The sequence below is a fragment of the Mycobacterium sp. M26 genome (assembly GCF_001494595.1).
Taxonomy (GTDB): Bacteria; Actinomycetota; Actinomycetes; order Mycobacteriales; family Mycobacteriaceae; genus Mycobacterium.
On record NZ_LN929907.1, the window covers coordinates 1,433,202 to 1,454,565 of the forward strand.

29 protein-coding genes are annotated in these 21,364 nt (G+C 66.9%); 13 read left to right on the plus strand and 16 right to left on the minus strand.

The annotated features are described in order from the left end of the window. Positions 1 to 43: 43 nt before the first annotated feature. Positions 44 to 523 (minus strand): hypothetical protein, encoded by a 480-nt coding sequence (locus BN3385_RS28885; RefSeq protein ID WP_156432610.1) that lies wholly within the window; start codon positions 521 to 523, stop codon positions 44 to 46. Between BN3385_RS28885 and BN3385_RS06790 the strand changes: the two genes are divergently transcribed. Further along, entirely contained in the window at positions 486 to 2,639 is a 2,154-nt protein-coding gene (locus BN3385_RS06790) for an Ig-like domain-containing protein (RefSeq protein ID WP_231748653.1), read from the plus strand. The genes BN3385_RS28885 and BN3385_RS06790 overlap by 38 nt on opposite strands. A gap of 56 nt (positions 2,640 to 2,695) precedes the next feature. Here BN3385_RS06790 and BN3385_RS06795 read toward each other — a convergent pair whose 3' ends face one another. Next, positions 2,696 to 3,154 (minus strand): DUF5709 domain-containing protein, encoded by a 459-nt coding sequence (locus tag BN3385_RS06795; protein WP_059015805.1) that lies wholly within the window; start codon positions 3,152 to 3,154, stop codon positions 2,696 to 2,698. Between the two features lie 309 nt (positions 3,155 to 3,463). Here BN3385_RS06795 and BN3385_RS06800 point away from each other — a divergent pair, with 309 nt between their 5' ends. Genes BN3385_RS06800 through BN3385_RS06810 form a run of 3 tightly spaced genes read left to right on the plus strand, consistent with a single transcriptional unit; the run spans position 3,464 to position 5,407 of the window. Continuing rightward, positions 3,464 to 3,712 carry a hypothetical protein gene (locus BN3385_RS06800; RefSeq protein WP_059015806.1) on the plus strand — a complete coding sequence of 83 codons (249 nt, stop codon included), beginning with the start codon at positions 3,464 to 3,466 and terminating at the stop codon, positions 3,710 to 3,712. Beyond that, positions 3,709 to 4,251 (plus strand): ferric reductase-like transmembrane domain-containing protein, encoded by a 543-nt coding sequence (locus BN3385_RS06805; RefSeq protein ID WP_059015807.1) that lies wholly within the window; start codon positions 3,709 to 3,711, stop codon positions 4,249 to 4,251. The genes BN3385_RS06800 and BN3385_RS06805 overlap by 4 nt, the downstream gene beginning before the upstream one ends. Continuing rightward, positions 4,244 to 5,407 (plus strand): NADH-ubiquinone oxidoreductase-F iron-sulfur binding region domain-containing protein, encoded by a 1,164-nt coding sequence (locus tag BN3385_RS06810; RefSeq protein WP_059015808.1) that lies wholly within the window; start codon positions 4,244 to 4,246, stop codon positions 5,405 to 5,407. Before BN3385_RS06805 ends, BN3385_RS06810 begins: the two co-directional genes overlap by 8 nt. Here the strand turns inward: BN3385_RS06810 and BN3385_RS06815 are convergent. After that, positions 5,404 to 6,579: an alpha/beta hydrolase family protein gene (locus BN3385_RS06815; RefSeq protein ID WP_082690310.1), complete on the minus strand. Its 1,176-nt coding sequence runs from the start codon at positions 6,577 to 6,579 to the stop codon at positions 5,404 to 5,406. The genes BN3385_RS06810 and BN3385_RS06815 overlap by 4 nt on opposite strands. Before the next feature lie 100 nt (positions 6,580 to 6,679). Then, a complete protein-coding gene (locus BN3385_RS06820; protein ID WP_059015809.1) occupies positions 6,680 to 6,859 on the minus strand; it encodes a hypothetical protein in 180 nt (59 codons plus the stop codon). Positions 6,860 to 7,005: 146 nt separating this feature from the next. On the opposite strand from BN3385_RS06820, the gene BN3385_RS06825 reads away from it, so the two are divergent. The 3 genes from BN3385_RS06825 to BN3385_RS06830 all read left to right on the plus strand — a co-directional run bounded on the left by BN3385_RS06825 (position 7,006) and on the right by BN3385_RS06830 (position 8,286). Continuing rightward, positions 7,006 to 7,608 carry a TetR/AcrR family transcriptional regulator gene (locus BN3385_RS06825; RefSeq protein WP_231748654.1) on the plus strand — a complete coding sequence of 201 codons (603 nt, stop codon included), beginning with the start codon at positions 7,006 to 7,008 and terminating at the stop codon, positions 7,606 to 7,608. Positions 7,609 to 7,690: 82 nt separating this feature from the next. Then, positions 7,691 to 7,813 (plus strand): hypothetical protein, encoded by a 123-nt coding sequence (locus BN3385_RS29175; RefSeq protein WP_286141667.1) that lies wholly within the window; start codon positions 7,691 to 7,693, stop codon positions 7,811 to 7,813. Between the two features lie 5 nt (positions 7,814 to 7,818). Beyond that, a complete protein-coding gene (locus tag BN3385_RS06830; RefSeq protein ID WP_231748702.1) occupies positions 7,819 to 8,286 on the plus strand; it encodes a DUF5994 family protein in 468 nt (155 codons plus the stop codon). Positions 8,287 to 8,347: 61 nt separating this feature from the next. Here the strand turns inward: BN3385_RS06830 and BN3385_RS06835 are convergent, their stop codons facing one another. The 3 genes from BN3385_RS06835 to acuI form a co-directional block, all read right to left on the minus strand. Next, the gene (locus BN3385_RS06835) at positions 8,348 to 8,551 is read right to left on the minus strand and encodes a cold-shock protein (RefSeq protein WP_059015811.1); all 204 of its coding nucleotides are present in this window, start codon (positions 8,549 to 8,551) and stop codon (positions 8,348 to 8,350) included. A gap of 78 nt (positions 8,552 to 8,629) precedes the next feature. Then, positions 8,630 to 9,940, minus strand: a complete 1,311-nt coding sequence (locus tag BN3385_RS06840; protein ID WP_059015812.1) for a DEAD/DEAH box helicase — start codon at positions 9,938 to 9,940, stop codon at positions 8,630 to 8,632. Between the two features lie 204 nt (positions 9,941 to 10,144). After that, positions 10,145 to 11,128, minus strand: a complete 984-nt coding sequence (acuI, locus tag BN3385_RS06845) for an acrylyl-CoA reductase (NADPH) (protein ID WP_059015813.1) — start codon at positions 11,126 to 11,128, stop codon at positions 10,145 to 10,147. Positions 11,129 to 11,257: 129 nt separating this feature from the next. On the opposite strand from acuI, the gene BN3385_RS06850 reads away from it, so the two are divergent. Further along, the gene (locus BN3385_RS06850; RefSeq protein WP_059015814.1) at positions 11,258 to 12,508 is read left to right on the plus strand and encodes a KasA/KasB family beta-ketoacyl-ACP synthase; all 1,251 of its coding nucleotides are present in this window, start codon (positions 11,258 to 11,260) and stop codon (positions 12,506 to 12,508) included. Here BN3385_RS06850 and BN3385_RS06855 read toward each other — a convergent pair whose 3' ends face one another. Both BN3385_RS06855 and BN3385_RS06860 read right to left on the minus strand, forming a co-directional pair. Continuing rightward, positions 12,509 to 13,393, minus strand: coding sequence for a cyclopropane mycolic acid synthase family methyltransferase (locus BN3385_RS06855; protein WP_059015815.1), 885 nt, complete (start codon positions 13,391 to 13,393; stop codon positions 12,509 to 12,511). It abuts the gene before it with no gap. Between the two features lie 15 nt (positions 13,394 to 13,408). Continuing rightward, positions 13,409 to 14,356 (minus strand): cyclopropane mycolic acid synthase family methyltransferase, encoded by a 948-nt coding sequence (locus BN3385_RS06860; RefSeq protein WP_059015816.1) that lies wholly within the window; start codon positions 14,354 to 14,356, stop codon positions 13,409 to 13,411. Between the two features lie 58 nt (positions 14,357 to 14,414). On the opposite strand from BN3385_RS06860, the gene BN3385_RS06865 reads away from it, so the two are divergent. Further along, positions 14,415 to 14,951, plus strand: a complete 537-nt coding sequence (locus tag BN3385_RS06865) for an SAM-dependent methyltransferase (protein ID WP_059016474.1) — start codon at positions 14,415 to 14,417, stop codon at positions 14,949 to 14,951. A 105-nt stretch (positions 14,952 to 15,056) separates the two neighbouring features. Next, a complete protein-coding gene (locus BN3385_RS06870) occupies positions 15,057 to 15,470 on the plus strand; it encodes a hypothetical protein (RefSeq protein ID WP_059015817.1) in 414 nt (137 codons plus the stop codon). On the opposite strand, the gene BN3385_RS06875 is transcribed toward BN3385_RS06870, so the two are convergent. Next, a complete protein-coding gene (locus BN3385_RS06875; protein ID WP_059015818.1) occupies positions 15,467 to 16,315 on the minus strand; it encodes an NYN domain-containing protein in 849 nt (282 codons plus the stop codon). The genes BN3385_RS06870 and BN3385_RS06875 overlap by 4 nt on opposite strands. A 146-nt stretch (positions 16,316 to 16,461) precedes the next feature. Here BN3385_RS06875 and BN3385_RS06880 point away from each other — a divergent pair, with 146 nt between their 5' ends. Then, complete coding sequence (locus BN3385_RS06880; protein WP_502688056.1) at positions 16,462 to 17,712, plus strand: L,D-transpeptidase; 1,251 nt, start codon at positions 16,462 to 16,464, stop codon at positions 17,710 to 17,712. Positions 17,713 to 17,717: 5 nt separating this feature from the next. Here the strand turns inward: BN3385_RS06880 and BN3385_RS06885 are convergent, their stop codons facing one another. Genes BN3385_RS06885 through BN3385_RS06910 form a run of 6 tightly spaced genes read right to left on the minus strand, consistent with a single transcriptional unit; the run spans position 17,718 to position 20,189 of the window. Next, the gene (locus BN3385_RS06885) at positions 17,718 to 18,272 is read right to left on the minus strand and encodes a hypothetical protein (protein ID WP_059015820.1); all 555 of its coding nucleotides are present in this window, start codon (positions 18,270 to 18,272) and stop codon (positions 17,718 to 17,720) included. Beyond that, positions 18,269 to 18,871 carry a DUF6286 domain-containing protein gene (locus tag BN3385_RS06890; RefSeq protein ID WP_059015821.1) on the minus strand — a complete coding sequence of 201 codons (603 nt, stop codon included), beginning with the start codon at positions 18,869 to 18,871 and terminating at the stop codon, positions 18,269 to 18,271. Before BN3385_RS06890 ends, BN3385_RS06885 begins: the two co-directional genes overlap by 4 nt. After that, positions 18,868 to 19,236 (minus strand): Asp23/Gls24 family envelope stress response protein, encoded by a 369-nt coding sequence (locus BN3385_RS06895; protein WP_059015822.1) that lies wholly within the window; start codon positions 19,234 to 19,236, stop codon positions 18,868 to 18,870. The genes BN3385_RS06890 and BN3385_RS06895 overlap by 4 nt, the downstream gene beginning before the upstream one ends. Next, complete coding sequence (locus BN3385_RS06900; RefSeq protein WP_059015823.1) at positions 19,229 to 19,408, minus strand: hypothetical protein; 180 nt, start codon at positions 19,406 to 19,408, stop codon at positions 19,229 to 19,231. Before BN3385_RS06900 ends, BN3385_RS06895 begins: the two co-directional genes overlap by 8 nt. Next, complete coding sequence (locus BN3385_RS06905) at positions 19,405 to 19,734, minus strand: Asp23/Gls24 family envelope stress response protein (RefSeq protein WP_059015824.1); 330 nt, start codon at positions 19,732 to 19,734, stop codon at positions 19,405 to 19,407. Before BN3385_RS06905 ends, BN3385_RS06900 begins: the two co-directional genes overlap by 4 nt. Beyond that, positions 19,734 to 20,189: an Asp23/Gls24 family envelope stress response protein gene (locus BN3385_RS06910; RefSeq protein ID WP_059015825.1), complete on the minus strand. Its 456-nt coding sequence runs from the start codon at positions 20,187 to 20,189 to the stop codon at positions 19,734 to 19,736. Before BN3385_RS06910 ends, BN3385_RS06905 begins: the two co-directional genes overlap by 1 nt. 124 nt (positions 20,190 to 20,313) lie before the next feature. On the opposite strand from BN3385_RS06910, the gene BN3385_RS06915 reads away from it, so the two are divergent. Continuing rightward, entirely contained in the window at positions 20,314 to 20,886 is a 573-nt protein-coding gene (locus BN3385_RS06915; protein WP_059015826.1) for an RNA polymerase sigma factor, read from the plus strand. After that, positions 20,877 to 21,314, plus strand: a complete 438-nt coding sequence (locus BN3385_RS06920; protein WP_059015827.1) for a hypothetical protein — start codon at positions 20,877 to 20,879, stop codon at positions 21,312 to 21,314. Before BN3385_RS06915 ends, BN3385_RS06920 begins: the two co-directional genes overlap by 10 nt. Positions 21,315 to 21,364: the final 50 nt, after the last annotated feature.

The following is a 21,364-nucleotide window of genomic DNA, read 5'->3' on the forward strand; positions in this document are numbered from 1 at the left end:
AGTTCGTCACACCAACTAAATCGTATTAAGTACGTCACACCAATTAAACCGGGAGCCGAGCCATGACCGCTGTCCGCCCACCTGCCAATCTGCTGCCAGTCGCCGCTCCAGGGAATCGGAAGTCGCGTCGCAAGGCGGCGCGTAACGCGGCGAAGGTCGGGGCGTACGGCGGTATCGCGGTCGCTGCATGGCTGACCGGCGCGGTTGCCACCGGGCACGGGGTCGCTGCAGCCGATGCGACGGGCTCCTCGGATTCGTCGTCGTCGGCCTCCTCATCTGCTGGATCCAGCTCCGGTGACGGATCCGCGCACGCGGGCACCCGCACCACCGGCACTGCCAAGAGTAGAGCGTCGCGCACGTCGAAAGCCTCCGCCACGACGTCGACCGAGAGCACCGGATCCGGTGTCGTGACCAGCAGCGGGGGCGCCCAGACGAGTGCCGCCGAAGCGGCTTCTTCCACAACGTCCACGGTCAAGGCAGCGACGGTGGTGTCGAAGTCGACGACGGCGTCGGCTGCTGCCACGACGACGGCATCCGCCGCTACGACGACGACAGAAGCACACGGCACGAGCCTGCGCAGCGCACTCCTTGCCGCGACGCCGTCGGCGTCGAGTGTTCCCGCCGCGCTCACCGCTCAGGCAACCACTCCGGACCCGATCGTGGTGATCAACAACGCCATCACGCAGCTGCTCAACCCGTTCCTCAACCCGCCGCCCACCACGCCCGGCCCGATCGTTCCGATGGTGTGGGCCTTCATGGGTTGGGTTCGCCGGGACCTGTTCAACCAGGCGCCGACGATGACCTACGACTCGAATACGACCGTGCAGACCGGCCAAACATTGTCGGGCAAGCTCGGTGCGACCGATGCCGAAGGCGATGCGCTGACCTACACGGTGACCCAGGGGCCGCAGTACGGCACGCTGACCATCGACCAATCCACCGGCGACTTCACCTACACGCCCAACAACATTGACTACACCGCGGTGCAGACAGATTCGTTCTCTGTGTCGGTCACCGACGGCAAGTTCAACATCCTGATGCCCTTCAGCTCGCACAGCGCGACGACCACCGATGATCTATCGGTACTGAACCCGACGATCCAACGGGTGATCCTGGACATGCCGGCCGGCGTCGTCAACCCGAAGACACCGCGGTTCTCCGCGGACGGATCGACCATCCTGTTCGCCGCCACCCCGAGTGCAGGCGGCCGCCAGGAGATCTACCAGATCAACACCGACGGCACCGACGTCATCTGCCTGACATGCGGTGTCGCCACCACCATCACCAACAACTTCTTGAAGCCCGTGCCCTTCGCCGACGGATCCGGCCGCATCCTGTTCCAGTCGGTTCCCACCGTGGGCAACTACACGCACGTCATCTACGAAAACGGCATCAACGGAGCGCAGATCGTCCCGGTCGTCACGCCGGCATCGGGCACTCTTGCCATCGACAAGCAACGCGAAATGCGGCCGAGCCCGGACGGTACTCACGTGGTCTTCACCCAGATCCAGGCCGTCGGCAACCCAAGTAACCCGTACAACGCCGGCATCTATGCCGTCCCGATCGTGGGCACCTTGACCCGCACGACCAACGCGACCACCGGTGCAGCCGAGTACCAGATCACCGACGCGCGGGTGATCTATCCGACCGGCGAGGCCAAACAGTGGACACCGGACGGCAAGGGCGTTGTCATCCTGGGCGGCACCTACGAGCAGGGCAATGTCGACGACATCGTCGTCGACCTGGCGACCGGAAAAGTCAGCCGCGTCACCGCCAACCTCGAATACGACGAGGACATGGACTACTCCCCGAACCAACAGTGGATTGCTATCGGCAGTACCCGAGGCGGCACATACAACGCGCTGTCGCCGATCGACAGAATTGTGCGACCGGCGTTCCTACCCGCCTACATCCAGGGCACCGTGTATCAGGCGTACGCGACTCCTATCAATGTCTCCAACCAGGAGTGGATCGTCTCGCAGGCCGACGAGCTCAAGGGCATCGACGGAATTCCGCTGTTCGTCAACGGCGACGGCTGGAATGCCCGCAGCATGCCCAGCTGGAGCACTGACGGCTCAGCCGTGACGTTCTGGGAGACCGCTCTGGCGGACCAGACACAGTCCCGGCTTGTGGTCGCCAACCTGAAGTACACCACCAGCGTCGGCGGTGTGGTGGGTGACAATCTGACGCCGGACCAGGCCAACTGGAACTGGAGCGAATCGCCGTGGTCACCCAGCGGTGCCCCGCTGCTGTCCAGCTATGTCCCCAGCGCGCCGCCGCTCCCAGCAACCGGCACCTACACCAGCACAGCCGGCGGTACCGCCGTCGTCACCGAGGACTCGACGACGACACCGGGTCACACCGTTCGCACCGTGGTGTACACCGATTACGTCAACGAGGACGGGATGGTCATCAACGGCACCGAGTCCACGGATACGTATTCCAAGGGCAACTTGATCAACTACAACGTCAACCTCACCGTGACCGGCTCGCATACCGGCTCGCTGACCGGAACCAATGTCGTGATCGACAAGATCCAGCGGAAGATCACCGGCGGCTCGGTGACGTCCATCCTCGATGGCGATACCCAGCACCTGCTCGATCCGGCCGTCATCACAGCTGCGCAGCAAGGCGTGTAGCTCCATGAACAAGCGAGGGTGCGCCAATGGCGCACCCTCGCTTCGTGTTTGGCGGCTTAGTCCTCGTCGCTGATGATGTGCATCGCGGCTTCCTCGGCGGAGGCCGCGCCCCCGTCGATGCCGACGTCGGAGGCGAACAGTTCGGCATCGTCGTCCTCACCGAAGCCCAGATTCGAGGCCACCAGTCGGCCCGAGCGGGCCCGGCCCACCTCGTCGTCCGCCGGGAACTCCGTCTCGCGCTCGGCGTCGTCGGAGCGCTCGCGCTCCATCTCATCGAGCACATTGTTGATCCGGGAGAGCGGGTCGGGCTCCTCCTCGGCCAGCAGCTCGTCGAGCGTCTCCTTGCCCGGATGGTCCAGCACGGTCTTGCCGTACGGCCGCTCCGGTGGCGAGATGCCCTCATCGAGGATGTCGTCCACGCCGCGGTCGATCAGGGTGTCCTCCGGCTGCAGCTGGTTGTCGTCGTCGATGCTGTACTCGCCGGACTCTGCTGTGGTGTCGTCCCAGGTGCTCACTCTTTCCACAATGGCACGGATCGGGACAAAAGCCACGGTCAGAGCAGTCATTAAGGCCTTTCGTCACCACCTAGCGGGCACATAGCGAGTTCTTTGAGCGCCCTAAAAATCGGCTGCCACTCTCAAGGGCATGAGCACACCTCGTTCCGGGTTCCGCCGGGCCGCCGTCGCCTCCTGGACACTGGCCGGAATCGGCGTCGCCGGCGTCGCCGGCGCCTCGGCCCTCGCCTACGCCGACACTTACAAGCCGCCGCCGGTGGCTGAGGTGCCCGCCCCCGAGGTCCTCGACCGCCACCGGCTCCCGAGCCCGTGGCCGCCCCGGCTCCGGTCCAGCAGGCGCCGGTGCAGACCTACACCCCCGCCTACACACCGACCTACACCCCGAAGGCACCGGTTCAGCAGCAGGCGCCGGTGGTCACCCAGCCGCCCTCGTCTTCGTCTTCGTCTTCGGGTCAGTCATCGTTCCCGATCCGCAAGAGCCACGTCCCCAGCGGGGGCGGGACGGTGTCGGGCGGCAACAACTTCTCCCCGCACGTCACGGTCTCGCGCGGCTCATGACCAGTGAGGCGCTGTGGGCGCTGGGCCGTGGCAACGGCATCGTCGCGCTGGCATTCATGACCATCTCGGTGGCATTGGGTATCGCCACCCGGTCGGGACGCCCGCTGGTGGCGCTGCCGCGCTTCGCCGTCGCCGACGTGCACCGCTTCGTTGCCCTGGCTGCAACGCTGTTGGTGTTGCTGCACATGGGTCTGCTGTTCATGGACCCCTACGCCAAACTGCGTCTGATCGATTTCGTGGTGCCATTCCTGGGCGCCTATCGCCCGCTGTGGCAAGGGCTGGGCACTGTCGCCTTCGACGTGCTCCTTGTCGTGATCATCACCAGCCTCTTGCGCCAACGGTTGGGGTTGAGGGTTTTTCGCGTCATCCACTGGGTGACCTATCTGCTGTGGCCGATCGCGATGGCCCACGCCCTGGGCAACGGCACCGACACCGACCGCATCTGGTTTCTGGCCTTCGCCGGCTGCTGTGCGCTGATCGTGGCCGCCAGCCTGGTGTGGCGCTTGCGGTCCAACTTCACCGAGTACGCCGATGCGTGACGCTCGACTGCTCGGCGCCCACGGCCCCGGGTTCACCGACCACCAGCAGCATTTCGGCCCGCTGCCCGAGATCGGCGCGGACCTGATCACCGCCGTCGAGGCGGCCGGCCTGTCCGGTCGCGGTGGAGCCGGGTTCCCCACCGCACGCAAGATGGCCACGATCACCGGACGTAAACCGGTTCTCGTCGGCAACGGTGCCGAAGGTGAACCGCTCAGCCGCAAGGACGCCCTGCTGCTCACCCGGGCACCGCACCTCGTGATCGACGGACTCGAAGCGGCCGCCGCGGCCATCGACGCCGACAAGGTATACCTGTACGTGCACGCCGACGCTGTGCCGGCGGTCACCAAAGCCCTTGCCGAACGGCCGAATCGGATCACGGTGATCGAGGCGCCGGACACCTTCGTTGCCGGCGAGGAGTCGGCCGTTGTCCGGCGTATCGAGGGCGGCCCGGCGCTGCCGAGGGGTCGCATTGTCGTGGCGGCCGTCTCCGGGGTGCGGGGAAACCCGACCCTGGTCAACAATGTGGAGACGCTGGCGCATATCGCCCTCATCGCCCGCTACGGTGCGGACTGGTTCCGGTCGGTGGGCGACCGCGACGAGCCCGGCACCATGTTGGTCACCCTGTCGGGAGCACTCGACAACCAGGGTGTCCTTGAAGTTCCGACGGGCACACCGCTGTCCGATCTCATCGATCCGCGCGGGGTGTCCGCGGTGCTCGTCGGCGGATATCACGGAAGTTGGCTTCCCGCAGAAGCGTTCGCTGGGGCGCGGTTGTCGAGGGCCGGATTGAAGGAGCTCGGGGCGAGTCCCGGCGCGGGCATCATCCACGCCCTGGGTCGCACCGAATGTGGTCTGGCGCGTACCGCTGAGATCGTCGGCTACCTGGCTGACGAGAGCGCGCGTCAGTGCGGTCCGTGCCGCAACGGCCTACCGCGACTGGCGCAGCTGGTCGACGAGCTGGCCTACGGTCGCGCCAATGATGCTGTGGTGAAGGAAATCCGGCGCATCACCCGGCTGGTCGACGGCCGCGGATCGTGCCGGCATCCGGACGGTTCGGCGCGCTTCGTGCGCAGCGCACTGCGCGCGTTCGCCACCGATATCGAACTGCACCACCACGATCGGTGCACCGCAGCCGACGCCGTGGTGCGCGACTAACGCCCGACGAGTCCGGACTGGCGCAGCGCGTCGTCGACGAAGTCCTGCACCGGCCGTGACCGGAAGAACCCGGTATGCGCGCCGGGATACCAGATCACTTCCGGGCGACCCCAGTGTTCCCACAACTTGAGTACCTGTTCGCGGGGATTCACCAGCCGGTCGGCCAGACCCCCGTAGATGAAGCGGGCCGTCGGCGGCACTTTCGGGGTCAGCGACAGCGGGGAGACCATGCGGCCCAGCGGCATCGCCTTCTCCAGGGTCTGACGTCGCGGATCCTCAGCACTCAAGCCGCCGTTGCCGCCGAGTACCTCGAGCAGGTTGGCCACCGGCACGCCCAGCACCGCACACGCCAGACCCTCTTCCACACTGGCGACCAAGCCGCTGACATAGCCGCCCAGTGACATGCCGTTGATGCCGACCTTCGCGTCGGGATCCTGGCTGCGAATCCAGGAGATGACCCGGCGGATGTCCCACACCGCCTGCGCGGCGGCGTGCACGTCATCGAGGACGTCCTGCCCTGGCCACGCCGCACCCTTGGCCTTCCGCGGGCCGTGCAGCGGCATTACCGGCAGCACGACGTTGAGGCCGAGGTGCTGATGCAGATGCTGAGCGCGGAACAGTCGCAGATCCACCGATCCGCGACCCATCAGCGCACCGTGCACGCACACCACCCACGGGCGGGGGTCGGGGTGGCGCAGCAGCAGGGCGTGTTCGCGGCGGTTGGCGGTGTAGTCCAGCCACCGCTGCCTGCCCGGCTCACCCTCGCGCGGCTCGTAGCTGCTGTCGAACAAGATCTTCTGCATCGGGGTGCGGCGCACGGTGACGGGCTGGATCGCCACGTCGGTCAGCGGCGGGGGAGTCTCGAAGAAGCCCTCGGGGTTGTCCAGCCAGCCTTTGTCGCCGTAGAACTGCAGCGCTTCGTCGACCTCCCGGTCGATGCGTTGCGGGGTCTGCGCATCGCCGACCGGGGTGAACAGCCGCATGCCCAGGATCACGAGTTCGTCGTTGAAGACCTGCCGGGCCACCGCCAGGGTGGGCCGCGCCAGCGGAAGTTCGTCGTGGTGTTCGGCCGGCTGGCGCAGGAACTCGCGGGCTTGCCGGAACGGGGTGGTCACATCCCGGGGCCCGGCCAGCCGGGGTGCGCGACCACTGCTCTTCTGCGGTGCGGGCATCCCGAGACGATAGCGCGCGCCGACTCGCCGAGACTGTACTCACGCCGACAACGTGCGAGTGGCGGTCTGCGTGGGCTCAATCTGGCGTGAACAGAGCCGACTACAGCCGGTGCATCTCCCGCGACATCGAGGCCTGCTCCATGAAGCTCGAGCGCAGCGGCGGAACATGGTCCTTCGCCGGACGAGGTGCTTGTTGCACCCGCTGCGCCGGGCGAACCAGCGTGAAGACCCAGCCGATGAACCGTGCCGGCGAGAACCCGGCTCCCGAAATGGCGACCATGATCGCCTCCCTTACCTGGTCAATTCCCACGAACCCGCGGTGCCGGGCCGTCCTCGCTAGACTAAACGGTCTAGACCGATCAGTCTAGACTGTGTGGTCTAGCCCACTTGGTCCACAGGACCGCGATCAGGCCCTATGCTGGGGTCATGGCCACCGACCAGGCAGTCCTCTCCCACAAGGAGCGGCTGCTACGTGCCGGGATGCAGCTGTTCTTCGAGAAGGGCTTCCACGGCACCAGCATCGATGCGGTGCTGGCCACCGCCGGTGTGCCGAAGGGCTCCTTCTATCACCACTTCGGCTCCAAAGACGCCTTCGCCCACGCCGTCCTGGACCGCTACACCCTGTTTCAGGCGGAACTCTTCGAGAAGTGGTACGCCAAGAAGAACCTGTCCACGGCGGATCAGCTCACCGGCTACTTCAAAGACGTCGCCCAGGGCTATGTGAAGTCCGGATTCCAAACCGCTTGTCTCACTGGGAAATTCTCCACCGAGGTCGCCGCGACGTCTGACGCTTTCCGCGACCACCTGGCCACCCAGATCGGCACCTGGAAGGGTCAGATCGCGACCTTGCTGATCGCCGGCCAGGAACGCGGCGACATTCGGACCGACCGCTCGACGGAGGACCTGGCGGAGTCGGTACTGGCCCTGATCCAGGGCGGGTTCGTGCTCACGTTGTCCACTCGGGACAAGAACACGCTGTCGACGATTGCCGCCACCATCAAGGAACTCGTCGAAGCACCGCGGCGCTGACGTCTGAGCCCCGGGTGTACTGTCAGGAATGGCCCGTCCCGCAGTAGCGGTGATGGCCTTTCAATGGCGTGAGGATCCTCGAATGGAACGCTCCGAACTCTTCTCCCAGCCTGCCGAGTCCACCGAGGTCGTCTACGACACCGACAGCGGGCCCGTCCACTACCCCGTGTTCTCCGACCGCCCCGCCCCGAATACGACCTTGTGAACGGCATGCGAGGGTCGCGGCGGACCGCTAGTCCGGTCCGGCTGACCCTCAATCCCACGCTCGGCGGTGACATCGACGGCGCCTGGTGGCCACACACCGGCTCGCTGGCCAAAGAGCTACCCGAGTTGATCCACGCCCTGCACCCTGCCCTCGGCGAGATCCTCGATATCAGCATCAACTGGTCGGCCACCGCGGGTGCACCCATGATGAACACCCACAGCTCCAGTGCGCTGGCCAAGATGCGCTGGAATGACAGCCGTCAGCGCATCATGGCCGTGGTCGGCCAGAAGGGCACCGCGCGTATCCTCGTCATCCCGCACACCACCATGGCTCCGCTGAGTGTGATGGTGCTGCGCCGCGCCGCAGGGATGCCGGTGCCACTGTCCGAACTGGACAGTGCCGAGTATCAGGCCGCCGACCGGGTGGTACGCGCAGCGTGTGAACAGAACGCCGCGCCGGAGACCACCAGCTGACCAAATGCCAAGGGCTGGCACGGCATCGCCGTACCAGCCCTTGGTGTGGTCTGTGGTCCGATCAGACCGCGGACACCCGAGTCGCCTGCGGACCCTTGGGGCCCTGGCCGACCTCGAACTGCACACGCTGATTCTCCTCGAGCGAACGGTAGCCGTTGCCCTGGATCTCGGAGTAGTGCACGAACAGATCCTGCTCGCCACTGTCAGGAGCGATGAAGCCGAAGCCCTTTTCGCCGTTGAACCATTTCACAGTTCCCTGTGCCATCTATCTTTCTTCTCTCATTCAGATGGATGCCTGCTTGCGACACCCAGTGTTCGCCCGGCGGGTCCGCCGGCGCGAAATCTAGTTCGTCCCAACCCTGGAACGAGGCCGACGGGCACGCCGACGGCCGGGCTGTCCGCCATTGCGCGGACGGTTTTGTGCTGACGAAGCGGAGCGCCGCTGCTGCTGCGCAGCCGGGGCGGCGACCGCAGGCGGTGCCTGGTACGGAGCGACCTCACCGACCAGTGCCTGAACCGATTCGGAATCAGCCGAAACCTGTTGCGGCTCAACCTTGATACCGGCGCGGCGCAGCAGCGCCTGGGTGTCGCGGCGCTGCTCGGGCAGGACCACGGTCACCACGTCACCGCTGTTACCGGCGCGTGCGGTACGGCCGGAACGGTGCAGGTAAGCCTTGTGCTCGGCGGGCGGGTCGATGTGCACCACCAGTTCGACGTCGTCGACGTGCACGCCGCGCGCGGCGATATCGGTGGCCACCAGCACTCGTGCCGTCCCGGCGGTGAATGCCGCGAGGTTGCGGTCACGCGCAGGCTGAGACAGGTTGCCGTGCAGGTCAACTGACGGGATACCCGCCTCGGTGAGCTGCTTGGCCAGCTTGCGTGCGTGATGCTTGGTGCGCAGGAACAGGATTCGGCGACCGCTGCCCGAGGCCAGCGTGTGCACCAATTGCTTCTTGGCCTCAACACCGGAGACGTGGAACACGTGATGGGTCATGGCGTCGACCGGCGAGGTGTCCGAGTCCACCGCGTGGGTGACCTCATTGCGCAGGAATCGCTTGACCAGCTTGTCGACACCGTTGTCCAGGGTCGCCGAGAACAGCAGGCGCTGTCCGCCGCCGGGAGTGGCGGCCAGGATGCGGGTGACTCCGGGCAGGAAGCCGAGGTCGGCCATGTGGTCGGCCTCGTCGATCACGGTGATCTCGACGGCGTCGAGGCTGATCAGCTTCTGGCGCATCAGGTCTTCGAGCCGGCCCGGGCAGGCGACGACGATGTCGGCGCCGTCCCGGAGGGCCTTGACCTGCTTGCCCTGCGGAACGCCACCGAAGATGGTGGTGACCTGCAGCCCGTAGGCCTGGGCCAGCGGGGTCAGCGTCGCGGTGATCTGGGTAGCCAGCTCACGGGTGGGGGCCAGCACCAGTCCGGCGGGGCGCGACGAACGCCGCGTGACCTCGGACAGCCTGCTGACCAGGGGGATGGAGAACGCCAGCGTCTTGCCGCTGCCGGTCTTGCCGCGGCCCAGCACGTCACGCCCGGCCAGGGTGTCCGGCAGGGTCGAGACTTGGATCGGAAAGGGGGAGGTGATGCCGTTGTCGGCCAGCGCGCGCACCAGAGGTGCGGGCACGCCGAGACCGGCAAAGGTTGCTTCGGTTGTCATGCTGCCTTTCAGGCAATAAAAAGTGGCGAGATTGCCGGTGGGCAAAATCGATCGCCGCGAGACTGTGTGCTTGAGAGGCACAATCAGCTGAACTCGGCCTTGCGGCCGGTGAAGTGAAGGTGTTTCACGACGTACTGGCGAGCGCGTTGCGACGCCAGCGTTGTGCCCAGCATAGCAGCCCGGGGGCCAATCACCACTGTGACGTCAGCGATTGACGTCGACCACGATCCGTCCCCGCACCGTGCCGTCCATCAGCTCACCTGCGGCGGCGATGGCCTCAGCCAGCGAAATCTCGCGCACGATCGACTCCAGGGCGGCCGGATCCAGGTCGCGCGCCAGCCGCTCCCAGGCTGCCAGCCGCGGCGCCTTCGGCGCCATCACGCTGTCGATACCCAGCAGGGACACCCCGCGCAGGATGAACGGGGCGACCGAGGCCGGGAAGTCCATGCCCTGGGCCAGCCCGCACGCCGCGACCGCTCCGCCGTATCGGGTCTGGGCGCACACATTGGCGAGTGTGTGACTGCCGACGGTGTCCACCGCGCCGGCCCAGCGTTCCTTCTGCAGCGGCTTGCCCGGTGCCCCCAGCTCGGCACGGTCGATCACCGTCGTCGCGCCCAGTGACTCCAAATAGTCTGTCTCCGAGGCCTTTCCGGTCGCGGCAGCCACACTGAACCCAGCCTTCTTCAACAGGGCGATCGCGATGCTGCCCACCCCGCCGGTCGCGCCGGTCACCAGGATCTCACCCTGCTGCGGGGTGACGCCGTGCTTGAGCAGCGCATCGACGCACAGGCTGGCGGTGTAGCCGGCGGTGCCGATCGCCATGGCCTGCCGGGAGTCGAATGCCGACGGAAGCGGGATCAGCCAATCGCCGGACAGCCGCGCCTTCTGGGCCAGGCCGCCCCAGTGCGTCTCGCCAACACCCCAACCGTTGAGCACCACCCGGTCACCGGCCGAGAACGCCGCGTGGGAGCTGTCAGTGACCACCCCGGCCAGGTCGATACCGGGCACCATCGGGAACTTGCGCACCACCGGCGACTTCCCGGTGATGGCCAGGCCGTCCTTGTAGTTCAGGGTGGAAAACTCCACGTCGACGGTGACGTCACCCTCGGGCAGCTGCGCCTCGTCGAGGTCGGCGACGGCGACCGTCTGCCCTGATTCGCCCTTGTCGATCAAGATTCCCGAGAACACCGTCGTCCCTTCGTCGTGGTCCGGCCCTCATTCTCGCAACAGAGCCTGATCGGCCCGCCAGCAGGCGTACTTTCCCACCGAACGGGGAACCCCACGCGTCAAAGACGCGACTGGAGGGGATGAGCCGGGATGGCTGCGTTGCGCACCGGTGAAGGACTGGTCGACGTCGTCGTGACCGCGATGACCTCGACGACGGCCCTGGCCAGCGATGCCGAGGAGACCTGGCAGCAGCTGCTGGAGGGCAGTAGCGGCATCCGCCCGCTGGACAAGTGGTTCACCCGCGAGTACGAGTCCCCGGTGCGCATCGGCGGACCGCTGCGCGAGGACTTCGACGAGCACCTCAACCGGGTGGAACTGCGCCGACTGTCCTACCTGGGCAAGATGGCCACCGTCCTGGGCCGACGGCTGTGGGATCAGGCCGGGTCACCCGAGGTCGACACCGCCCGGCTGACGGTCTCGATCGGCCTGGCGCTGGGCACCACCGAGGAGATCGCCCTGCAATACGGCGATTGGGAGAAACGCGGTCTGCGCGCGATGTCCCCGCTGGCCGTGCAGATGTTCATGCCCAATGCGCCTGCGGCCGCAGTGGGTCTGGAACGGCAGGCGAAAGCCGGGGTGATCACCCCGGTGATGGGCGATGCCTCCGGCGCCGGTGCGATCGCCGAAGCCTGGCGGCGCCTGATCCTCGGTGAGGCTGACGTCGCGATCTGCGGCGCAGTCGAGACCTGGGTCGAGGCCGTCCCGGTTGCCGCGTTCAGTGGCCTGGGCCTGCTGTCGACGAACAACGACGACCCGCCGGGCGCGTGCCGCCCGTTCGACCGGCACCGCGACGGCATGGTGCTGGCCGAGGGCGGTGCGCTGATGCTGATCGAAACCGAGGAACACGCCCGGGCGCGCGGGGCGCCGATCATCGGCCGGCTGATGGGGGTGGCGACGAACTGCGACGGCTACGACGAGCTGCGGCCCGACCCGGCCGGCCATCGCGCCGCCGACGCGATCATCCGCGCTGTCGATCTGGCCGGGCTGCAGCCGGGCGACATCGACCACATCAACGCCCACGCGACCGGCACGTCCTTCGGGGATCTGGCTGAGGCGCAAGCGATTCGGCGTGCTCTGGCCGGGCGCGACCCCGCCGTCTACGCACCCAAGGCGGCGTTGGGCCATTCGTTGGGTGCTGCCGGCGCGGTTGAAGCCGTGCTGACCGTGCAAGCCCTGCGTGACGGCGTCATCCCGGCCACCCGCAACGTCAAGGACCTCGACCCCGACGTTGGCCTCGACGTCGTTGTCGACCGGCCGCGCCGCGGGAACTACCGGTATGCCCTGACCAACTCGTTCGGCCTCGGCGGCCACAACGCGGCGCTGGTCTTCGGTGCGGCCTGACTACTGCTTGACCAGGGTGAACTGGCCGACCTCGGACACCCCGCGGTTGAAGAAGTCCGAGCAGCCGATCAGATAGCGCATATAGCGGTCGTAGATCTCCTCCGACGTCGCAGCGATCGCCTGATCACGTGAGGCCTGCAGCTTCTGCGACCAGATGTCCAGTGTGCGAACGTAATGCGGCGTCAAATAGTTCAGGCTCTCGATGGAAAAACCTGCCCGGCCGGCGAATTCGGCAACATCGTCGTCACACGGCACGGCACCGCCGGGGAAGATCTCTTTGGCGATGAAGCGCATGAACTTCAGATCGGTCATCGTGATCGGAATGCCCATCTCGGGCCAGCGCTTGAGCGGATGGCCCATGATCGTCTGCAGCACCATCCGGCCATCCTCGGGCAGGATCCGGTGACACATCTCGAAGAACGCCGCGTACCGGTCCTTCGGGAACGCCTCGAACGCCTCGATGCTGACGATCCGGTCCACCGGCTGGTCGAATTCCTCCCAGCCGCGCAACAGGATCTGCTGCGAGCGTGACGTGTCCACCTCGTCGAGGATCTGCTGGCCCAGGGCGCACTGGTTGCGGCTCAGCGTCAATCCCAGCGAGTTGACGTCGTGGCGCTCGGTGGCGCGCTTCATCGCCGAACCCCAGCCGCACCCGATGTCCAGCAGCGTCATGCCCGGCTGCAGGTACAACTCATCGAGCGCCAGGTCGATCTTGGCCATCTGGGCTTCTTCAAGCGTCATGTCGTCACGCTCGAAGTAGGCGCAGCTGTAGGTGCGCGACGGATCCTGGAACAGTCCGAAGAATTCGTTCGAGATGTCGTAGTGGGCCTGGACGTCTTCGTACGCCGGCCGCAATTGGGTGGCCCCCGCCCTGCTTTCCGCCATGAGTGACGGACCTCCTTAACTGGCAGCCTTCTCGCAGGTGAACTGGCATACATCGGTGTAGCCGCTACGGAACAGGTCCGCGCACCCGGTCAGGTACTTGTGGAAACGCTCGTAAATCTGCTCGGAGGTGATGGCGATGGCCTCATCCCTCCTGGCCTCCAGGTTCGACGCCCAGGTATCCAGCGTCCGGGCGTAATGCGGCTGCAGATGCTGCTCGCGGGTCACCGCATAACCGGCGCTGACCGCGTGCTTGCGCACCATGGACGCCAGCGGCAGGCGGCCGCCCGGATAGATCTCGTCCATGATGAATTTGATGAACCGCACCCGCGACATCGTCAGCGGTAGGCCCTTGGCTTTGATCTCCTCGTCCTCGGGAATGATGATCGTGTGTAGCAGCATCACTCCGTCGTCGGGCAGCCAGCTGAACGTCTTCTTGAAGTAGTCGTCGTACTTGTTGAAGCCGAAGTGCTCGAAGGCGCCGATGGACACGATCCGGTCCACTCTGCCGTCGAACTCCTCCCATGGCTGTAGGCGAACTTCCTTGTGGCGCGGGCTCTTCGAATTGGCAAACCAGTGCTCCTCGATGTGGCGGCGCTGGTTCTCCGAGAGCGTCAAGCCGATGACGTTCACGTCGTAGCGCTCCACCGCCCGCATGATCGTCGACCCCCAGCCGCAGCCGATGTCGAGCAGGGTCATGCCGGGTTGCAGGCCCAGCTTGCCCAGCGCCAGGTCCACCTTGGCCATCTGGGCTTCTTCCAGCGTCATGTCGTCGCGCTCGAAGTAGGCGCAACTGTAGGTCTGGGTGGGGTCCTGCCAGAGTTTGAAGAACTCGTTGGAGATGTCGTAGTGGAACTGGACTTCGTCCTTGTCCGATCCGCGGGTCTGGGCGGCGGATTTCGACAGCCACTGAGATTGGGCCTGGGGGATGGAATGCGACACGGTTGTCCTCGGGGCAGGGGTCATCGGTCGCAGAGTGCGTACCCACATCGGTGCGCCGTCAATCACCCGCTACCGTCTTCTGATGGCCGATGAGGATCGTGTTCGCTGGGATGAGCGGTATGCGGACCGCGAGCCGGGCCCGGTGGGGCCGCCGGGCCCGTTCGCCGCCCACGAGAGTGCCTTCCCTGTCACGGGATTCGCGCTTGACCTGGCCTGTGGGCAGGGTGCGGCTTCGGTGTGGCTGGCCCGGCGCGGTCTTCAGGTGCTGGGTGTCGACGTGTCACCGATCGCGGTCGCACGCGCACGGGAATTGGCTGCGCGCAATGGTGTTGATGATCGATGCCGCTTCGAGGTCGTTGACCTGGACCGCGGTCTGCCTGCCGGGCCGCCGGCGGCGGTGATCATCTGCCATAAGTTCCGGGACCGTCGGCTGGACAACGCGATCGTCAACCGGCTGGCGCCAGGAGGTCTGCTGGCGATCAGCGCGCTCAGCGAGGTCGGTGCCCGGCCCGGGCCCTTCCGGGTGGCCGAGGGCGAGTTGACACGAGTCTTTGCTGACATCGACGTCATCGCGGCGTCGGAGGCCGACGGCGAGGCGTGGTTACTCGGCCGTCGTTAGCCGCGAATTGCCCTGCGTGTCCGTCAATTTGGCGTCCAGGGATCTCGGAACACCGTCGTGCATAATCATCGTCGGATCGGGGACCGTCACTAGGGGAGGAACGCAATGAAGCGAGCCCTGATCGTCGCTGTACTAGCCGTGGGGTTCGCCGCGCCGGCGCACGCCGCTGATCCCAATGCCCTCGGCACCTACGAGTTCAAGGCCGGCAGCGTCAGCTCCACCTGGTTAGTCACCCCCTGCACCGACGACACCGACCATTGCGTCCACGTCGCCTCCACCGGGATGGCCGGTCAGCAGCCGTGGAACGGCGACGCCTACTGGTCGGTGGGCTCGTGGATCCTGAAGGTCGAGCAGCCCGATGCGATCACCTGCAACGACGGCGTCGCGCATCCCGGTCTGATGACGTATTCGTGGGATGCGGCCACCTTCTCGGGGTGGGCCGGTCTCTACAACCCGGGTGTGTGTGACGGGAAGCCGGGCAGCATCGCCGCGCCGTTCACCCTGACCCGAACGGCCTAGCGCAGCTTGACCATCCGCGTCGTCGAGCTTTCGTCGAGTTCGACGATGTCGGACCGCGAGCGCAGGAAATCGCTGAACGACTTGAAACCCAGCGACTTCTCGGAGAACGACGGGTCCATCCGCTTCATCTGGGCCTTGACGGTCGAATTGTGCAGCCACTCGACGTCGTCCTTCTCCAACCCGATCTGCAGTGCCCGCTTGAGCAACGCGGTGGCCGCGCCCTGTGGGTCGGGGGCTTCGGGCTCAGTGGACTTGGCCCGCTTGGCGCGCGGCTTCTCCTCGACCGACGGCGGCTCGTAGACGGGCACCCCGGGCAGCGCGTCATAGATGACGAACTCGTCGCATGCCGCGGCCAGTGACCGGCTCGACGCGCCGGCCACCCCGATGCCCACGACATAGCGGCCCAGCCGCTTGCAGCGCTGCGCCAGCGGGATGTAGTCGGAGTCGCCGGCGACGATCACCACATGGGTCAGGTCGGGCAACCGGAACATGTCCTCGACGGCGTCGACCGCCAGCCGGATGTCGGCGGCGTTCTTGCCGTAGGCCGCGGCCGGGAACAGCTGCACCAGGTCGACGGCTCGGCCCACCAGCTGCTCGCGGTACTCGGCGTTGACGTCCGCCGACCAGTCGGCGTAAGCGCGGGTGAGCACCACCGTCCCGAACGACGAGGCGAAGTCGAGCACCGCGCCGACGTCCACCCGGGCCAGGGCCAGTTTCGCCGGGTCCAGGCCCTTGGCCTTGTCACGCTGAAAAGAGTTGCGCCCGTTGACCTGGTCGTACCGCGAGATGACGATGTTGTCGAAGTCGAGATACACCGCGACACGGGCCGCACCGGGTTCGGTCATGTGCTGAAGTCTTGTCCATGTTGTGACGAACCACGCGCTATTGCACAGAACGCTTCTGTCGGCTGTCCCGTCTATGCTTTAGGGGCCCGCTGATCGGGGGGCTCTCCGGCGAGAATGGCCGACCTTTTATGGAGTGATGGGTGTCTTTGAGTCGTCGTGCGCGCGGTGCCTGCCTGGCCGCGGTCCTTGCCGTGCTGGCCGTTCTGGGCGGTGTGGTGATCTCGACGACGCCGCACTGCCCTGAGCACTGCCGCACCGAGGCCGCCGCGCAGGTCCCGCTGCCGCCGCCGTCCAAGGACCCGGCCACCGTCACCCTGACCCCGGTCGACGGCGCCACCGACGTCGACCCGCTGGCCTCGGTCAAGGCGGTCGCCCAGACCGGCCTGCTCACCCACGTCAGCCTGGTCAACGACGCGGGCAAGTCGGTACCCGGTGTGGTTACCCCGGACTTCAAGACCTGGAAGCCGACCGTTCCGCTGGGCTACGGCCGCAGCTACACCCTGACCGTCGATGCCCGCGGCCCGGGCGGCGTCCCGTCCTCGGTCACGTCGACGTTCCAGACGCTGGTGCCGAGCAATCAGACCGAGGTCTACCTGAACGCCCCGGGCGGTCAGCCGCTGGACGGCGCGACGCTCGGGATCGGTGCCATCGTCGTCGCCCACTTCGACGAGCCGATCGGTGATCGCGCCGCCGCCGAGCGCCGGCTTACCGTCACCACCTCCCCGCCGGTCACCGGATCGTGGTACTGGGTGGACGATCAGAACGCCCGCTGGCGGCCGGAAAAGTACTATGCGCCAGGAACTTCGGTGACCGTCAAGGCCGGCATCTACGGTGTTCCGCTGGGTGACGGCCTCTACGGCGAGCAGGACGCCACCGCGACCTTCACCATCGGCCGGGCGCACGTCTCCGTCGCCGACGACACCACCAAGCAGGTCAGTGTCTACGACAACGGCACGCTGGTGCGCACCATGCCCACCTCGATGGGCATGGGCGGTACCGAGACCGTCGGCGGCCAGACCCTGTCGTTCTGGACGCCGCCGGGGGTCTACACCGTGATGGACAAGGCCAACCCGGTGATCATGGACTCCTCCACCTACGGCCTGCCGATCAACTCGCGGCTGGGCTACCGGGAGACCATCCCGTATGCCACCCGGATCAGCACCGACGGCATCTACCTGCACCAGCTCAACGCCACGGTGTGGGCCCAGGGCAACACCAACGTCTCGCACGGCTGCCTGAACCTCAGCGGCGAGAACGCCGAGTGGTTCTACGACTTCTCCCAGCCGGGGGATGTGGTGGAGGTCCGTAACACCGGCGGTCCGGCACTACAGGTCTGGCAGAACGGGGACTGGACGCTGCCGTGGTCGGAGTGGCGTAAGGGCAGCGCCCTGGGCTGACACCGCTACAGCACCGGCCCGTGGTGGTGCTTGGGATCGGTGTGCAGCACCGTGCGGATCGCGACCGCGTCGCCGAGCATCGTGCCCGCGGAGCGCATCGCGTCATCAGCGGCGGCTACGCCGTAGCTCAAACCCTGGCGGGCCGGCACCGTCGCCGTCAACGTCACGGTCGGGACTCCCCGCTGCATCGTGGCGCTGCCACGGGCCTTGAGTACTGAGGTATTCGCCTCGAGTGCGGCGGCACACGCGTCGGCCACCGAGGTGGCGTCGACGGTGATCGCCTCGGACGACTGCTCCAGGACCACCCGGCTCGCGCGCCGCGCCGGCCGGTGGGCGATCAGCCAGCGGATGGCGATCCCGAGGGCCAGCACTCCGAAAACGCCTGTGGCCCAGGGCCACCACCAGGTGTGGGTGGCCTCGGTGGCAGGGGATGTCTGCAGGGCCCGCACCGTTCCCAGCTTGCCCAGATGCCAAGCCCAGCCGAGCACGGCTACCGCGATGAGGGCCAGGCCCAGCAGCAGTGCCACCGCTCGGTCGATACCAACGGCTGTGCGGCTCATGGACGGGCCTCCTGTCGGATGCGAACCGCGATGCGCGGTTGATGAACCAAGGGCTGCAGCTCGTCGCGCACGGCATCGGTGACCAGGCGGCTGAGTTCGCCACGGTCGGCCCGGGAGGTGGTGCAGCGCACCGACACCGTGCGCCGGCTTGCCGAGCTGGTGGCTTGCGCGACACCGGACACGGTCTGCGCGGCGGCGCTGGCGATCCGGGCGACGTCGCGCAGCGGTACGTACACCGCCCCGCCGGCGACGTTGTGCGCCGGGACCGCGGTCGCGCGGCGGGGGAGAAGGGCGAGCACGCAGAGCGCCAGGCCCATGATGCCGATCACGACGCCGATGACGAGGATGACCGGTGTCGGGCGCAGGCCATCGAAAGCCTTGATCGCCAACGGGATCCACGGGGTGCCGTCGAGCAGGGTCGCCTTGATCGCGACGTCGCGCAGGCAGACGACGCCGAGGGCGCCGAGTAGAACGGCTAGGACGACGCCGACGTAGCTCGCGGCCGCGGCGGCCAGCGGTGCCGCAGCGGGACGGCAGACGTCCTCGGCGGCACTGTTCGCGGGCTCGATGTCGGGCTGTGCGGGTAGGACCTGGGTCATGACACCCTCCTGGTCAGGCGATCACTCGGGGCCGTGGTGATCGTTGCGATGTGGACGGTCAGTGCATCGACCATCAGACCGCCGTGGTCGCGCAGCGCCTGGGCCACGTGATCGCGTACGGCGCGTGCCGTTGCCGCCAGCGGGCGACCCCATTCCACCGCGATGTCCAGCCGGGCGCTGACCCGGTCACCGGCGATCTGGACGTCGGCGCCGGGCAGTTCGTTGCCGGTGAGCCGTCGGAACCCGGTGCGTTCGTGATGCACGCCCGGCACATCCAGCATGGCGGCGACAGCGATGTGCTCAATTGCCTTGTCGCGGATGGTCAGTCGGCCCCGGTCGCCCGGATCGGCGCTGTCCTCAGCCACGGCCGCGGCCCCGAATCCAGGTGGTGGCGTCGAACTCGCCGTCGCGGTGTCCGCCGATCACATAACCGATCAGTCCGAGCACCAGCGCGAGCAGAAAGCCGGTGAAGCCTCCGGCGGCAGCAGCGACGCCGAGCAGAACTCCGGCGAGCATGCCTGCGGTAGCGGTTGTCATAGTCGATCCTCCTGAAGTTCGGCGTCGCCGCCGGTGGCGGGTGGTGGTGTGGTGACCTCTTCGACGGTCACGTCGACCGGCAGGCCGGGCAGAGCGGCGCCCACCGCGGAACGCACCTGTGCGGCGGTCTGCCGGATCGGTGCGCCCGCGGTGACGGTGATGTGGACCTCGATCCGGTCCTCGCCGACACGGACGCCGGTGACGCGCCGGCCGGGAAGGTAGGTGCCGACCTCACCGAACATGCCGGGGTGGAGCGCCGCCACCCCGGGCACGGCCAGGGCGATGCCCGCAACCGTGTCCGCGGCGGTGTCCTCGGCGTGGGTCATTATTCGACCCGGGTCAGCTGCTGGCCGGCGGGCTCGTCATCGTCGTCGTCGACGTGGATGTCGTGCACGGTGATGTTGACCTCGACGACCTCCAGGCCCGTCATCCGCTCGAGTGCGGCGATCACGTTGCGGCGGATGCCGGACGCCAGGTCGGCGATCGACACTCCGTATTCGGCCACGATGTCGACGTCGACGGCGGCCTGCTTCTCGCCGACCTCGACCGAGACACCCTGCGAGTAGTTGGTCGACGCGCCCGGGATGCGCTCCCGCAGGGCGCCGACGGCGCGGCTGGTGTTGCCGCCCAGGTCGTGGACACCGTTGACCTCGCGAGCGGCCAGGCCGGCGATCTTGGAGACCACGGTGTCGGCGATGGTGGTGCGGCCGTGGCTGGTGGCCAGCGGGCCGTTGGCCGCGGCGGCGACCGGTGCGGCAGTGGCGGTTTGCGTCGTGCTCATCGTTGATCCTTTCCTTCACTCATGTCGTACGCATAGTGAGTCGGAGCCGATGGCCCGAACCGAATGTGCGAAATCTGTGTCATGTGACACACATCCGGAATCGGGCCGGCTCCGAATACTTCAGGTGCGCAGCGATGACACCGCGGAGGCTTCGGCAGCTGTCGAGGACCGCGAACTGGCTGCGGCCGCCAGAGCAGGCTCGATCGAAGCGTTCGAGGAGATCGTGCGGCGCCACGGCCCGGCGATGTACCGCTACGCGCGGCGGATGACCCAGGACACCGACGCCGTCAATGACATCGTTCAGGAGACCTTCGTGGCGGCCTGGCGCCAGATCGGAAATTTCCGCGGGGACAGCGCGATTCTCACGTGGCTCTTCGCGATTTGCGCGCGCAAGGTCACCGACTCGCGACGGGTCAAGCGGGCGATCCCGATCGACGACCGGCTGATCGAACCGGTGAGCCGCGACGCCGGAACGCATCCGTTCACCGCCGCATCCAACAGCGCCTTCCTGGAGGCGATGGAAGTGGCCCTGGCCGAACTGCCGCCGCGGCAGCGCGCAGTATGGACATTGCGGGAGATCGAATTATTGACGTTCCCGGAGATTGGCTCCATCCTGAATCTCAGCCCTGACGCGGCCAGGGGCCATCACCACCGGGCCCGTGTCACACTTCAGCAGAGGCTTCAACAATGGCGATAGGTGATTTCGAGTTCCACGAGCGCGCAGGCCGACTGCTGCGCGCCGTACCCGAACCCGGCTGGCAGGCCATCGAACCTGCTGTGCTCTCTGCTGTTCGCGCCACCCCCCGCGGCGGCTGGCCGCTGAAAGTCGAGGATCCCCAACCGGGTAGCACGGCGGGAGTGATCTATGTCAGCGACCTGGTATTGACGGCTGAGATCAGCCGCGCCTTGACCGGAGGCGGCGACTACATCGTCGACCGGATCGATGTCATCTCTGACGGCGATGTCCTGCAAGGGATTTCGGTGCAGCTCAGTGGTCGCTACCAGGCCGATCTGAATGTGATTGCGGCACACGTGCGTAACAGCACCGAAGCGGTGGTGGCCGACGTGATCGGTAACCACGCCGATGTCGACATCACCGTCACGGTGACCGACGTCCACCGCTGATGTGATCGAGCACACCTGAATCCGGCGTTCGGTTCGGCGCTGTGTCTGCG

Coding starts and splice junctions, on each gene's coding strand:
- BN3385_RS06805 (WP_059015807.1), top strand. CDS start 3,709: ATGACCAGTGAGGCGCTGTGGGCGCTGGGCCGTGGCAACGGCATCGTC.
- BN3385_RS06810 (WP_059015808.1), top strand. CDS start 4,244: ATGCGTGACGCTCGACTGCTCGGCGCCCACGGCCCCGGGTTCACCGAC.
- BN3385_RS06815 (WP_082690310.1), bottom strand. CDS start 6,579: ATGCCCGCACCGCAGAAGAGCAGTGGTCGCGCACCCCGGCTGGCCGGG.
- BN3385_RS06820 (WP_059015809.1), bottom strand. CDS start 6,859: ATGGTCGCCATTTCGGGAGCCGGGTTCTCGCCGGCACGGTTCATCGGC.
- BN3385_RS06825 (WP_231748654.1), top strand. CDS start 7,006: ATGGCCACCGACCAGGCAGTCCTCTCCCACAAGGAGCGGCTGCTACGT.
- BN3385_RS29175 (WP_286141667.1), top strand. CDS start 7,691: ATGGAACGCTCCGAACTCTTCTCCCAGCCTGCCGAGTCCACCGAGGTC.
- BN3385_RS06830 (WP_231748702.1), top strand. CDS start 7,819: ATGCGAGGGTCGCGGCGGACCGCTAGTCCGGTCCGGCTGACCCTCAAT.
- BN3385_RS06835 (WP_059015811.1), bottom strand. CDS start 8,551: ATGGCACAGGGAACTGTGAAATGGTTCAACGGCGAAAAGGGCTTCGGC.
- BN3385_RS06840 (WP_059015812.1), bottom strand. CDS start 9,940: ATGACAACCGAAGCAACCTTTGCCGGTCTCGGCGTGCCCGCACCTCTG.
- BN3385_RS06850 (WP_059015814.1), top strand. CDS start 11,258: ATGGCTGCGTTGCGCACCGGTGAAGGACTGGTCGACGTCGTCGTGACC.
- BN3385_RS06855 (WP_059015815.1), bottom strand. CDS start 13,393: ATGGCGGAAAGCAGGGCGGGGGCCACCCAATTGCGGCCGGCGTACGAA.
- BN3385_RS06860 (WP_059015816.1), bottom strand. CDS start 14,356: ATGACCCCTGCCCCGAGGACAACCGTGTCGCATTCCATCCCCCAGGCC.
- BN3385_RS06865 (WP_059016474.1), top strand. CDS start 14,415: ATGGCCGATGAGGATCGTGTTCGCTGGGATGAGCGGTATGCGGACCGC.
- BN3385_RS06870 (WP_059015817.1), top strand. CDS start 15,057: ATGAAGCGAGCCCTGATCGTCGCTGTACTAGCCGTGGGGTTCGCCGCG.
- BN3385_RS06875 (WP_059015818.1), bottom strand. CDS start 16,315: ATGACCGAACCCGGTGCGGCCCGTGTCGCGGTGTATCTCGACTTCGAC.
- BN3385_RS06885 (WP_059015820.1), bottom strand. CDS start 18,272: ATGAGCCGCACAGCCGTTGGTATCGACCGAGCGGTGGCACTGCTGCTG.
- BN3385_RS06890 (WP_059015821.1), bottom strand. CDS start 18,871: ATGACCCAGGTCCTACCCGCACAGCCCGACATCGAGCCCGCGAACAGT.
- BN3385_RS06900 (WP_059015823.1), bottom strand. CDS start 19,408: ATGACAACCGCTACCGCAGGCATGCTCGCCGGAGTTCTGCTCGGCGTC.
- BN3385_RS06905 (WP_059015824.1), bottom strand. CDS start 19,734: ATGACCCACGCCGAGGACACCGCCGCGGACACGGTTGCGGGCATCGCC.
- BN3385_RS06910 (WP_059015825.1), bottom strand. CDS start 20,189: ATGAGCACGACGCAAACCGCCACTGCCGCACCGGTCGCCGCCGCGGCC.
- BN3385_RS06920 (WP_059015827.1), top strand. CDS start 20,877: ATGGCGATAGGTGATTTCGAGTTCCACGAGCGCGCAGGCCGACTGCTG.